The 12,142-nt window shown below is 43.8% G+C and carries 14 protein-coding genes; 6 read left to right on the top strand and 8 right to left on the bottom strand.

Features of this window, described 5'->3' with window-relative positions; all coding sequences use genetic code 11:
- Window positions 1–180 (top strand): hypothetical protein (locus tag CXF95_RS28105; RefSeq protein ID WP_157828285.1); only part of this gene is annotated, 180 nt, incomplete at its 5' end.
- Between the two features lie 47 nt (window positions 181–227).
- Here the strand turns inward: CXF95_RS28105 and CXF95_RS28110 are convergent.
- Window positions 228–1,901, bottom strand: coding sequence for a hypothetical protein (locus CXF95_RS28110; RefSeq protein ID WP_157828286.1), 1,674 nt, complete (start codon window positions 1,899–1,901; stop codon window positions 228–230).
- Between the two features lie 96 nt (window positions 1,902–1,997).
- On the opposite strand from CXF95_RS28110, the gene CXF95_RS28115 reads away from it, so the two are divergent.
- Entirely contained in the window at window positions 1,998–3,251 is a 1,254-nt protein-coding gene (locus CXF95_RS28115) for a DDE-type integrase/transposase/recombinase (protein ID WP_101196919.1), read from the top strand.
- Between the two features lie 12 nt (window positions 3,252–3,263).
- On the opposite strand, the gene CXF95_RS28120 is transcribed toward CXF95_RS28115, so the two are convergent.
- Window positions 3,264–3,737, bottom strand: a complete 474-nt coding sequence (locus CXF95_RS28120) for an ice-binding family protein (protein ID WP_101201717.1) — start codon at window positions 3,735–3,737, stop codon at window positions 3,264–3,266.
- A 749-nt stretch (window positions 3,738–4,486) separates the two neighbouring features.
- Between CXF95_RS28120 and CXF95_RS28125 the strand changes: the two genes are divergently transcribed.
- The 3 genes from CXF95_RS28125 (at window position 4,487) to CXF95_RS28135 (ending at window position 6,900) form a co-directional block, all read left to right on the top strand.
- Window positions 4,487–4,831, top strand: a complete 345-nt coding sequence (locus tag CXF95_RS28125) for a helix-turn-helix domain-containing protein (protein WP_101201718.1) — start codon at window positions 4,487–4,489, stop codon at window positions 4,829–4,831.
- Window positions 4,818–6,083, top strand: a complete 1,266-nt coding sequence (locus tag CXF95_RS28130; protein ID WP_198556745.1) for a type II toxin-antitoxin system HipA family toxin — start codon at window positions 4,818–4,820, stop codon at window positions 6,081–6,083. The genes CXF95_RS28125 and CXF95_RS28130 overlap by 14 nt, the downstream gene beginning before the upstream one ends.
- A gap of 139 nt (window positions 6,084–6,222) precedes the next feature.
- Window positions 6,223–6,900 (top strand): DUF2293 domain-containing protein, encoded by a 678-nt coding sequence (locus CXF95_RS28135; protein ID WP_101201720.1) that lies wholly within the window; start codon window positions 6,223–6,225, stop codon window positions 6,898–6,900.
- 20 nt (window positions 6,901–6,920) lie between these two features.
- Here CXF95_RS28135 and CXF95_RS28140 read toward each other — a convergent pair whose 3' ends face one another.
- Entirely contained in the window at window positions 6,921–8,240 is a 1,320-nt protein-coding gene (locus CXF95_RS28140; RefSeq protein WP_101201721.1) for an ATP-binding protein, read from the bottom strand.
- Between the two features lie 244 nt (window positions 8,241–8,484).
- On the opposite strand from CXF95_RS28140, the gene CXF95_RS31610 reads away from it, so the two are divergent.
- Window positions 8,485–8,670, top strand: a complete 186-nt coding sequence (locus CXF95_RS31610; RefSeq protein ID WP_101201912.1) for a hypothetical protein — start codon at window positions 8,485–8,487, stop codon at window positions 8,668–8,670.
- Between the two features lie 721 nt (window positions 8,671–9,391).
- Here the strand turns inward: CXF95_RS31610 and CXF95_RS28150 are convergent.
- The 5 genes from CXF95_RS28150 to CXF95_RS28170 form a co-directional block, all read right to left on the bottom strand.
- The gene (locus CXF95_RS28150) at window positions 9,392–9,706 is read right to left on the bottom strand and encodes a DNA-binding transcriptional regulator (RefSeq protein WP_101201722.1); all 315 of its coding nucleotides are present in this window, start codon (window positions 9,704–9,706) and stop codon (window positions 9,392–9,394) included.
- Entirely contained in the window at window positions 9,693–10,025 is a 333-nt protein-coding gene (locus tag CXF95_RS28155; RefSeq protein WP_101201723.1) for a type II toxin-antitoxin system RelE/ParE family toxin, read from the bottom strand. The genes CXF95_RS28150 and CXF95_RS28155 overlap by 14 nt, the downstream gene beginning before the upstream one ends.
- Window positions 10,026–10,246: 221 nt before the next feature.
- Window positions 10,247–10,645: a type II toxin-antitoxin system YafO family toxin gene (locus CXF95_RS28160; RefSeq protein ID WP_101201724.1), complete on the bottom strand. Its 399-nt coding sequence runs from the start codon at window positions 10,643–10,645 to the stop codon at window positions 10,247–10,249.
- Window positions 10,645–10,929, bottom strand: a complete 285-nt coding sequence (yafN, locus tag CXF95_RS28165; RefSeq protein WP_101201725.1) for a type I toxin-antitoxin system antitoxin YafN — start codon at window positions 10,927–10,929, stop codon at window positions 10,645–10,647. The genes CXF95_RS28160 and yafN overlap by 1 nt, the downstream gene beginning before the upstream one ends.
- Before the next feature lie 243 nt (window positions 10,930–11,172).
- Window positions 11,173–11,850, bottom strand: coding sequence for a glutathione S-transferase family protein (locus tag CXF95_RS28170; protein WP_101201726.1), 678 nt, complete (start codon window positions 11,848–11,850; stop codon window positions 11,173–11,175).
- Window positions 11,851–12,142: the final 292 nt, after the last annotated feature.

Consider the following 12,142-nt stretch of genomic DNA (forward strand, 5'->3'; position numbering starts at 1 on the left):
ACCTCAGATGAGATGGCTTTAGCCTTAGGTCAGTATGTAAAACGTTGGCAGCGTTGGGCTGTCGCCGGTTTAGCGGGCATTACGATTGAATTCGCCATAGTTTGTGATGACAAACATAATCGCATGATATTCACTCTCACAAATCCCGATACACCGGCAAATCCTAATATAGCGTCATAAAAATCGACCGCTCCGCGGTAAAAGAAAAGGGTTAAAGGGATAAATAGTTAAAAAGCCCGAACAGCACGCACTCTAAGAACCCTGCTCTTGTACCAGTTGCCGTATTGTCCTCTCGCGGGATTGAATTGTTGGGGCCACGCGAAGCTATTGTGCCCACCGTGCGACGAACTCCAATAGCCGTCATGAGAAAAACCGCCGACAGCATCTTTTTGCATATATAACAGGGTTGCTTCATCTATGGAGGGCAAGTACCAACCCGGTCCGTAGGCCGATGCGACCGACGCGGCTGTAGTTTCGTCGCAACCAGCAATGATATCCGCCGTGTTCTGTTCACCCGTGCCGACCGCGGTACCGTTTGCGCCTGAGATTGACGTGCCATAACATCCCCACTGAGTTGCTACTTGGTCAGCCGGCGCCGCTTCTAGCCCATTTAAACCCTCATTCGAGACATAAAAAACGATACCCCCTGCTGGGCCCTGGTCGCCTATTTCATAGTACACGGGGCATCCCCCCTGGGTCCAGGTGGGCTGACCATCGCAGAATGACAGACTACCGGCATTTTCAGTCGGAGCCGTTATCATCATCCAAGCATTACCGTTCCAGTACTGCATGTCGCCCTCAAACGCGCCATCATACATGATGCCATCTGCGCCATCTGCACCATTTTTGCCATCTGGGCCATCTTTGCCAGTTGCGCCCACTGCGCCATCAGCGCCATCAGCACCATCAGCACCATTTTTGCCCACTGGGCCATCTTTGCCAGTTGCGCCCACTGCGCCATCAGCACCATCAGCACCATTTTTGCCCACTGGGCCATCTTTGCCATCTTTGCCAGTTGCGCCCACTGCACCATTTGTGCCATTTGTACCATCATTGCCATCTGCGCCCACTGCGCCATCAGCACCATCAGCACCATCAGCACCATTTTTGCCCACTGGGCCATCTTTGCCAGTTGCGCCCACTGCGCCATCAGCACCATCAGCACCATCAGCACCATTTTTGCCCACTGGGCCATCTTTGCCATCTTTGCCAGTTGCGCCCACTGCACCATTTGTGCCATTTGTACCATCATTGCCATCTGCGCCAGTTGCGCCCACTGCGCCATCAGCACCATCAGCACCATCAGCACCATTTTTGCCCACTGGGCCATCTTTGCCAGTTGCGCCCACTGCGCCATCAGCACCATCAGCACCATCAGCACCATTTTTGCCCACTGGGCCATCTTTGCCAGTTGCGCCCACTGCGCCATCAGCACCATTTTTGCCCAGTGTACCATTTGTGCCATTTGTACCATTTGTACCATCATTACCATCTGCGCCGGCAATTCCAGGCTCACCTTGTGCGCCAATAACATTTTCACCATTAGGGCCAATGACATCATCTACCACATTGGTTACTACCGCTAATAATGCTGCCGCTTCTGCTGCTTCTGCGGCCAGCTTTGCCGCTAACGCTGCGGCGATGGCTTCTTCGGTTCTTGCGGCAGCTTCTGCTACGCAACCCAAGACGTCTGCGTTAGTCATGGCTATCATGCCGTTGGCCATCACCCGACCTTTAACTGGCGAGTTTGATGCCACACCCGTGACCGTGACCGCTTTGCCTGCCAGAATATCGCCCTTAAAGTCACCTCGCGTCAGCGTCACTGCGTCCGCTACCCACCAAGTGACATTACAAGCTTCTGCACCGCCGCTCATATTCACCACGAAGTCGGTACCTGTCAACGCCCAGCCTTGTCCAATATGAAATGAGTCTTAACTAATTGCGTGTTTCCAAAATGAAATGCGTCTAAAGACTTAAATTCTGTTCATGATCATAAGATGCAAGCGATCATGAATATAGAAAACCTCACCACTATTGAAGAGCTTGAACGCTTTATTCAAGGTAACCAAGCCGTCGCCTTTACCGTTTTAGGTGATAAAAATCAGCGATATCAATTCATTCAAAAAACATTGATAAAATTTCGCTATATCACGTTAAAAAAAACCGACAAAGGGATCGTCAATCAATACCTTAAAAAGGTGACAGGCTACTCGCGGCAGCAACTCACTCGATTGATAAAACAATACAAGGACGTCGGCAGAATTAACTGGCAACCTTGCCGAACTAACGGCTTTTCAACCATTTACAGTACAAAGGATATTAAGCTACTGGCTGAAATGGACGCAAGGCATGATGATATCTGTGGTCATGCCACTAAAAAGCTGTTGGAGCGTGCCTACAATACGTTTGAGCAATCAGAATACCAAATGCTTGCCACTATCTCTGTTTCACATTTATATAACTTGAGGCACTCTCAAGGCTACCAAAAACAACGCAGACACTTCACAAAAACACAATCAAGACAAGTGCCTATTGGCGAACGGCGTAAACCTCAACCCAACGGCGAGCCTGGCTATATTCGTATTGATACCGTGCACCAAGGAGACCTAGATAAACAAAAAGGCGTGTATCATATTAATGCAGTTGATGAGGTGACACAGTTTGAGGTTGTTTGCTCAGTTGAACGTATTAGTGAGCGTTACCTCATTCCAGTACTAACGCAAATGATGGCCGCATTTCCTTTTATTATCAAAGGGTTTCATTCAGATAATGGCTCTGAATACATCAACAAACACGTGTGTAAATTACTCACCAAACTTGAAATAGAGCTCACTAAATCACGCTCAAGACACTCAAACGATAATGCCTTAGCAGAAAGTAAAAATGCATCAATTGTAAGAAAACAGTTTGGTTACACACATATTCCACAGAAATGGGCACCGTTAATCAATACGTTTAATTTAAAATATCTTTACCCGTATATCAATTATCATAGACCTTGTTTCTTTCCTGAAGTCACCACTGATGATAAAGGGAAACAACGTAAAACTTACCCTTACAAAAGTATGATGACGCCCTATGAAAAACTAAAATCTTTACCCAATGCCAAAACATATTTGAAAGCAGACTTTCATTTTGAAATACTAGATGAGCAAGCTATGGAAATGACAGATAATGCTTGTGCTGAATTACTTCAAAAAGAACGTAATGAATTATTTAACCAGATCTTTGAACAGAATAAACGAGCCTAAAAATTTACTTACTTAAGACTCATTTGTTAATTGGAATATACTCGCCCCGGCGCCTGACGCGCCAATTTTGAACAGCCAGGTGTCGCTTGCATCGCCATCAAGGGTTAGAACTCCACCGGTGTTGGTTGATGCGTTATCGACACAGTAAGTGCCAGGCTGGAGAACTTGGCCTGCCAGCGTTGTCAGAGTGTTATCGCACTGCTCAACGGCTAAAGCCGAGTACGCGGTGCTAAAATCTGTCTGTATATCTTGCGAAACAGGTGTCACGTCTTCCCCACTTTGCATGCAACCGGTTTTCGTACCCGCTACCGCAGAGCCCACATCTCCCTCGATAGTTGAATTAGTACAGTTGACAGCGCCTGAAGCGCTTAACACGGTGAATTCTGAAGCCGAGCCCAGTGATACCGGGTTTGCATTGGCTAAACCAGCGACAGACAAAGCCAAAGCGGTTAAGCAGGTTTTTAACACTATATCTTTATTTTTCATTATCTACTTCCATTTAATGTTACGTGATAACCCCATTGAGGGGTGACCAAGGTGTGAGGTAACAACTACCTATTAATCAACGCTCATGATATGAAGTGAATGAGCGTTGTTTTTCTGAAGAAGCAACAGCCTGTACCTTCATATTAGGTGCAATATATTGATGCTGAGCTTTCCGAAGCAATATACAATAATCACGCCAGAAATATTTATTCAATATAAAACAACGTGTTAGATAAATTTCACATTACCAATATATGGGAGTGTAAAAAAACATGACTCATCCATTTGGATTAAATTGTCATGAGATTGCGCGTACCATCCAAGGGCACTGCCATCACTTGATTTGCCGTTGTTTGCTAATAAGGCGGTGAAAGGGTGGCGTTTGATGGCATGTCAGTCATGATGTTGACTGCCCGGTATTTGCTCGGTTGAGTCAGATATCATCGAACAAAATTATAAACGAAAATTATAAAGACACCCATCGTAATAAACCCGAAACTATTTTTTGGGGTTGCTCACTATGATGACAGTCCTGCTAATTCACTTTCCAACTTCTACTTTATGAGCTATATATAACCCATTAGAATCCATATTGGGTTATATATAAACCATTTCAAGCTTGACTAGCTCCATACAACCATCTAACTTATGAGTTACATATAAGCCAATAACACACCTATTGTATTATATATAACTCATTTTATAGTGAAGCGATAAGTTTTGTAGAAACCGAACAATCGGAGAATACCATGCCAAAGTCAGTCACGCGTTCTTACTCGCGTTACACCGAAGAAGCGATAGCACTGTTATCAGGACTCATTCGCGCAGCAAGACTTGAGCGCAAGTTAAGCGCTCAGGAGGTGGCTGAGCGTGCCGGCATATCCAGAAGCATGCTTCAGCGGATTGAAAAGTCCGATCTCAAATGCGAAATTGGCGCTGTATTTGAAGTAGCCACAATTGTTGGCGTTAACTTGTTCAACGCCCAGCCCTCTTCCCTCACATTGGCACGTCACATTAAACAAACTGATGAAAAACTTGCATTACTGCCACAAAGGGCGCGTAAAAAGAACAAGGTGGTAGATGATGACTTCTAAAAGCCAATACAAAGAAGGGTACGTGTGGATATGGCTGCCCAACGAAACCAAGCCTGTTGTTGCTGGAAAGCTTGAATCTGAAGGCGATACCCTTGCATTTAACTACGGTAAGAGTTATTTAGAACGCATTGAAGATACGCCACCAGCCATGTCAATTTACCAGCCCGAGCTGCCGCTAAAATCTGGCATACTGCCTAACCTAGATGGATTGAAGATGCCCAGCTGTATTCGTGATAGCGCACCCGATGCATGGGGACGCCGGGTTATTATTAATAAAAAGCTAGGTTTAAAAGGGGCTGACACCGATACGGCATCACTTGATGAACTCACCTATCTATTAGAATCCGGTTCTGACCGGATTGGAGCGCTAGATTTCCAGCAATCCCCCACTGAGTATGTAGCACGTTCGGCCAAAAACGTCAGTATGGAAGAGTTGATACAATCAGCCGAACGTGTAGAAAAAGGCGTACCGCTTACACCAGAATTAGATCAAGCCCTCTATCATGGCAGCTCTATTGGCGGTGCGCGCCCCAAGGCATTAATCGAAGAAGATGGCACAAAATACATTGCTAAGTTTTCAGCCACTAATGACCTATACAGTGTAGTTAAAGCCGAATTCATCGCCATGCGGCTAGCTAAGATGGCCGGAATTGATGTTGCACCAGTGAAAATGGTAAAAGCGGCCAATAAGGATGTTGTGCTTATTGAGCGTTTTGACAGAATGCATAAAGGCAAAAACTGGACACGTAAATCCATGGTCTCTGCCCTCACCTTATTTGGCCTCGATGACATGATGGCACGCTACGCCAGCTACGAAACCTTAGCCGAAATTATTCGCCACCGTTTTACTGAGCCCAAAAATACGCTCAAAGAACTATTCTCACGTTTGTTATTCAATATCCTATGCGGCAATACTGATGATCATGCCAGAAACCATGCCGCTTTTTGGGATGGTAAACTGTTAAGCCTAACACCAGCCTATGACATATGCCCTCAAGGGCGAGCAGGAAATGAGGCTGGGCAAGCCATGCGTATTATTGGAAATAATAATTTAAGCCAGTTCAAAACCTGCTTAAGCGCAGCGCACAACTTCTTACTCAGTCAAGATGAAGCCTTTGGGATTTTTGAACATCAGAAAACAGTGATTGAACAGAATTGGCAAGCTGTTTGTGATGCAGCAGAACTGAGTGAAGTTGAACGTAACTTGTTTTGGCGACGCCAGTTTTTGAATCCGTTTTCGGTGGAGGAGTAATTGGCTATTTTATGGCCATGATATTGGAGATGTGACTTATAGTATGTGGATTATTAATCGTAGCTAATCAATACTATTAAGAATTATCGTGACTGTCCTGTTTTTTCAATTGAATCGAAGAACCCAATGGAAGTAATAAATGCCTACAGAAACACGCAGCTTTTTAATCACTAAGTCTGATCGTTGCCTTAAAGATAAAACCGGCAAGGTTTTTTCAGTGCCAACAGGTTGGGAAAATTTACCTGCCGGAGATGCCTCGGTTACACGCAAGGTGAAATCCCTAGGGCCGACTTGGACAGTTCAGGAAAAAAAAGGGCGTAAGGCATTTTCTCACGGCGTTTGGGCTGCAAAAGAACAGATTGAAGAAGCGATGTCTCTTGTCGAAGCGCAACGAGCCGATCCCAAACATCAAAAGAAATTAGCCCAGGTCAAAGTTCGCCGCGAAGAAAAGGAAACGGTTTTCGGCGAAGACTTTCAACAAGAGATCATTCAATTTCTCAACTTCGACCAAAAACATCACCTTTTAATTGAGCAATTATCAAAGCTTGTAAAAGAACACGCGGTGCCCGTTGGTAGCGGTACAGTAGCCCGTAGCTCATCGGTAACCTTGGAAGAAAAAGCAGCCTTGGCAGTCATGGCCTGGATGCGACATCAAACCAGTGCTTATGATTCAACATCTGTTGCGCGTGTTAAGGGCGCTAGGCGCGAGCTAAGGCGACAGATAGCGCGTCAGTCTGAACGAATTTTAGCAAAATACCGCAGTGGGGATGATGTCGATTTTAAGGTGTGCCCACTTTATAAGGCTTTGCATACCTAAAATGATTTCAAGGTCTGTGCCTAGCAATCTACAAACTGCTCTACCTTACTTGCATAATACAGTGGTAGCACTAAAGCATCAGGGTTTTCTATTGAGCCTTGGGAACCAATTAATTTTATTGTCTTTTCAGGTTGATAACGCTGAACATAAACATCAAGAGACTTAGCTCTAGTTCGTTTACCACTTTTCACTTCTATTGGAAAAATGCTTCCAGAATCATGCTTATATAAAAATTCAATTTCACTTCGAGCATATTCCCATGAATAAGTTGGATTACCATATTTTGCCACAAGCTCATTTTGTACAAAATTTTCAGCAATGTATCCTTTATAATTGAAGCCCTGATCTCTGTGCTCTTTATATGAAAGCCCGAGCATATTGCCCAGCAAGCCTATATCAAATAAAAATAGCTTAAATATATTTTCCTTTGCTAATGCTGGTAATGGTGAGCTCGGTTGGCAATCGATAGGTTGGCATTTAGACAGCAATTTACATTTATCTAACCAATTAATTGGCCCTGCTAGCTGCTGATATCTCGTTTTTTTCTGAATAACATCTTTGAATTTAAAGCGCTTTACCGAATCATCAATGTTTTGTGACAGCTGAATCCCAATGTTATGAAATATGGCTTGAATATGTTGTGCCGATACCTTGTCTGAGTACTTGCCAAAATCACGCTCATAACCAGCAATCAAAGCCGTATGAATTTGATTAACGATTTGAGTTCTTTCTAAGATACCTGTGGTGTTTTCAGTTTCAAACCATGCTTTGACAGCTTCAGGCATTCCGCCAACATAGTAATAATCAAGTAATAGGCTAAACAACTTATCGTGAGCAACTGTTGTCATTTTACTTTGTTCGAATGCTTTAATAAGAGGTGCTTGTTTTGACGCTAATAAAAACTCTTCGAACGTGAGCGGATAAAGCTCAAGGAGCTCTACTTTTCCAACGGGGAATGAGCCTAATAGGCCAATGTTAGAGCCTGATGCACACACATACATACCAGCACATTTTTCAGAAAAAAACTTTAACGAGTTGATAGCAGCTTGGCACTCTCCAATTTCATCGAAAATAATCAGCGCCTTGTCTCGTTTAATGCTGACATTCAGTTCAAGCTCTATGTTGTCGAGTATATCTTGTGGATCTAAAGAATCCTCAAACAGCTTGGATAATGCAGGTTGCTCTAAAAAATCTAAGCGGATAACTTGCTCGAAGTGCACCCCAAATAACTCTTCTAATAAAAATGACTTACCCGTTTGTCGCGCTCCATCGAGGAGAATAGGCTTACGCTGTATTTTATTTTTCCAGGCAATTAGTTTTTCAAGTAGTAATCGTTCCACTAGATACCCATTAAGCAAATGTATATTTGATTATCGAGTATATTCCAAAACTATTTCATGCGCAATAAAGTGTGCTTTATCCACATTTTTACGCGCATAAAAGTGTAATTAAACCACGCTTAACGTGCATAAAATTGTACGATGCATCCTAATTTATCCGCATTAAAATGTTTATATGTATATTTTACGTATCCACTATTGCACGTCAGTTACCGCCAACTTAGGTTATTAGCGGTTAATGGTAATGACTTGGATGCGACATCAAACCGGTGCTTATGATTCGACATCTGTTCCGCGGGTTAAGGGCGCAAGGCGCGAACTAAGGCGACAGATAGCGCGACAATCTGAACAAATTTTAGCAAAATACCGCAGTGGAGATAATGTGGATTTTAAGGTTTGCCCACTTTATAAAGCTTTGCATATAAAATAGAATGATTTCAAGGGCGCTGATCCTGCAGGTCACTGGCTGATGATTTAATTTAGTTTTGAGGAGAGATTTATGCCCTGAAGGGCACAGGCGTCCTTGCTGGTTTTTGACTCGAATCCAGCGCGGCGGCGGCCTTCAAGCCAGTCACTTTATGTTATGAATGACATCCATGTCATTCCCCCTTCGGGCCTCACTTCGTACGTTTTAAATTTATCCCTTAAATTTAGTCTGCAGCTAATAATAAAGTAACCACAAATTCGTCTGGAGCGAATTGACTCGCTACATCCTTGTAGCTCACCTGCAGAGCAGGCCAGCTTAAGCTGTTGTGATTTGTTCTAACAAATCTTGGTGAACATCCTGGGGATGGCCCGAAGGGTGAAATACAGCGGACGTATTTCATAAAAATAAGCCGCTCGCCACTATGTTCTTCATCCAATTATTTGTGATATTTTATATGCGCTCTTCCCAAACCAATGTAACCACTTCGAATTAGTCAATCACACATCCCTGATGATCGGCACTCGGTTACCGCGTAACAATCTCGACTTCCTTGTCGAGCTGTTCAACTGGGCGAAGCGGTGCTTCTAAAGAAACCAGTTTCACCCTTGCCATTTGCCCCAAGAACAAGCCATTTTCAGCTGAAACTTAAAAGGCGAAAACAGCAGTGGCGAAGCCACCAAAGCCACTATAATGACTGGCCTGTGCATTTCCTGATTGCGAGTAATTACAACGCAGCAATATGCGATAAGGTTTCAGGATGAGATTGTACTAATTTCAATAAGGTCACAGCTTGGCCATTGGGCGCACTGCGCCCTTGCTCCCAATTTTCTAGTGTTCGCACTGATGTGTGCAGGTAATTAGCAAATACCCCACGAGACATATTAAACTTTTCACGAATAGACAAAATTTCATGTGGTGAAATCACCAATTCATCAGCAATTTTCACCTCGTGGGTTTTTAAGGTTAACTTCCCTTCACTATGTTCTTTTGCCTCATTAAGAGAAGTTGTTAGCTCTGCAAATAAATCACGTTTGCTCATGTTTCCACACCTCCATAAAGTCTTTCAATTGTTTCTTTTGAGCACTGGTTAAATCTGTTGTTTCGTTTTTGGCATATATGGTGAGCAAATAGAAACGATTGTATTGGTCAAAGTGGTAATAAATCACTCGAGCACCACCACGCTTACCCTTCCCTTTTGCCGCTACTCGAACGTTTCGTAACCCACCAGCACCTTGTATTACATCGCCTTTGTTCGGCTCTGCTAACAACGCACATTGAAATAATTGATAATCATCGTCTGATAGATACTCACTACGATGCTTTTCAAAAATACTTGATTCAACAAATACTGATTCCATAGACAAAGTATACGCAGGTTGCGTACACCTTACAAATTATCTTTCGCTGAATTAACAGGAATATCAATAACTGGAACGCCAGTTCGATGCTCTTCAAGAAGTTAAAAGCATGGGATGTGCACACTGGGATCCATTCCAGATTTCAAAGAGTGGGGTCTTGTATTTTGTGCAAAACTCAAGACCTGAACCCTTCTGCCGTATTCGCTGTTTATTTCTCGCGACTAATATTGATCCCTAAATAATTCAGCCATTTGTCCTAACTTATACATTATGTTTCGAGATTTAGCCTGCTCATGGCCGTCAGGAGCGAGTATTGTCATAAGTAAGTAGTCGTCGTCGCTTGATGCACCTTGGCAATAAATAAGGTGAATATCGCTGGTTCTGTGAAATTGAATTTTCTTTAATGGAAGTGGTTTATCTTCATTGCCCAAGTGGATATGTTGGACCTCTTCTGATTTTACGATGGGTAATGTATTCGGGTGATCATAAGGTACATCTCGACCAAAGTTATCAGGCACAATACCTGTACTCTTATATGATACAAAATCGTTGACTAAATCATTTAACTCATCAGTTGATAATAAGTTTCGTATTAGCCGACTTTTAAAGACTCGTATCACTATTCAAAGTCAGCTAATTCTTTTTCAGAAGCGGTTAGCAATTGCTCGGCCCCTAAAGACGCAATGGATGCCAGACGGGCACTTGATGGACGAAATTGCGAACATTGAGACTTAGACTCTATCAGCCTAACCATCTGTTCATAGAGAGCAGCGCTAACCATATACCCAGCAGTCTTGTTATTAGATAAAACAGCTACTGGCTCATCTATAAAATAATCCATCGGTTTTTTTCTTAACTCAGAAACTGAAACCGTTTTTTCGGCCAAAATTAATTGCACTGACATATACGCACCCAAGAAACACAACATTAGACTTTATTATGTACTAAATTTTGTACTTTTCAACTTAAGTTTAATTGTTAATCACTCTAATGCCATTAATTGGACTGCGAACATACATGCGAGGGTAAATCAAAATACAAGAGCATAGGCTTTGCCGACAAACGGCAAAACTATGGTGACTGTAATGTTGATTCGTTTCAACGAACCTGCCCCACAGGTTCCTGCTTGCTACCCCGCCTCTTTATGCTAAATCCCGTAGAGTTCCTTCAAATGTGCCATAAAACCCGGCCTGTCAGCTGCGGCATCGGCGCGGATGGTTTTGACGTGGGGCCGCTCTTCCATGCGTGCGCAGTAGTCGCTCAGGCCCGGCACTGCAGCCAAGGGATCTTTGTTAAAGAATCGGTTGCCCACGCCGCGGACGACGGGCAAGTTCAGGATCGCGGCGATATCGGCCAGCGTAAACTGATCGCCATAAGCAAAGTTTTCAAAGCTGGATAATGCCGGCAGCGCAGCGGCTGCTTTAGTAAGACCTGATTCTACTTCCTTAAGCACCACCGGATCCGCTTGTCTGCCGCTTAGCAGGTTCGGAATCAATCGGCGTGCCACCAGCTCAAAATACAGCTCTATGAACTGCGAGAACTCCTGTACTTTGGCAACACCAAACGGCGTGTCGGGTAACAGGGAAGGTTCTGGATGCGCCCGCTCGATGTATTCAAGGATCGCCCGGGACTCGCTGATAAAGCCTTCCGGTGTCTCAAGGCAAGGTACTTTGCCCAAGGGGCTCTTCTGCAGATACTCAGGCCTGTATTTCGGACCGACGCCGGTATAGGACACGACCTCTTCAAACGGCAGGCCTTTTTCAAGCAGGGCGAGCTTGGGTACGTTGTAGTAATTACTGGAAGAAAATCCGTGGAGTTTTAGCATCTTTGTTTCCTGTCAAAAAGACACAGTGTAACAAATTTCTCAGAAATTTCAGGGGCAGTTTACCTATTTAACCCCGTAGCGCTGAGGATATCAGTCCCTGTATATTTGAAGTCTTTTACGTTGCAATATTCCCAGCAACCTCCTGCGAAAAAAACCAACAAGAGAGCAGTTTGTGAACCGAATCCCAAGAATCGCCTGCGAAACTGCTTTCGTGGGGATACCTCAGACTGACCCCGATAGTTTATAGTTTATAGTTTATAGTTTATATCATTGCTCCCTAAGACTTGGCCAA

This window comes from Paraglaciecola sp. MB-3u-78 (assembly GCF_002835935.1).
In the GTDB taxonomy this organism is placed as follows: domain Bacteria; phylum Pseudomonadota; class Gammaproteobacteria; order Enterobacterales; family Alteromonadaceae; genus Paraglaciecola.

What these genes read in the sequence shown, in the direction of transcription:
- CXF95_RS28115 (WP_101196919.1), top strand. Translation starts at nt 1,998, where the DNA reads ATGCAAGCGATCATGAATATAGAAAACCTCACCACTATTGAAGAGCTT.
- CXF95_RS28120 (WP_101201717.1), bottom strand. Translation starts at nt 3,737, where the DNA reads ATGAAAAATAAAGATATAGTGTTAAAAACCTGCTTAACCGCTTTGGCT.
- CXF95_RS28125 (WP_101201718.1), top strand. Translation starts at nt 4,487, where the DNA reads ATGCCAAAGTCAGTCACGCGTTCTTACTCGCGTTACACCGAAGAAGCG.
- CXF95_RS28130 (WP_198556745.1), top strand. Translation starts at nt 4,818, where the DNA reads ATGATGACTTCTAAAAGCCAATACAAAGAAGGGTACGTGTGGATATGG.
- CXF95_RS28135 (WP_101201720.1), top strand. Translation starts at nt 6,223, where the DNA reads ATGCCTACAGAAACACGCAGCTTTTTAATCACTAAGTCTGATCGTTGC.
- CXF95_RS31610 (WP_101201912.1), top strand. Translation starts at nt 8,485, where the DNA reads ATGACTTGGATGCGACATCAAACCGGTGCTTATGATTCGACATCTGTT.
- CXF95_RS28150 (WP_101201722.1), bottom strand. Translation starts at nt 9,706, where the DNA reads ATGAGCAAACGTGATTTATTTGCAGAGCTAACAACTTCTCTTAATGAG.
- CXF95_RS28155 (WP_101201723.1), bottom strand. Translation starts at nt 10,025, where the DNA reads ATGGAATCAGTATTTGTTGAATCAAGTATTTTTGAAAAGCATCGTAGT.
- yafN (WP_101201725.1), bottom strand. Translation starts at nt 10,929, where the DNA reads ATGTCAGTGCAATTAATTTTGGCCGAAAAAACGGTTTCAGTTTCTGAG.
- CXF95_RS28170 (WP_101201726.1), bottom strand. Translation starts at nt 11,850, where the DNA reads ATGCTAAAACTCCACGGATTTTCTTCCAGTAATTACTACAACGTACCC.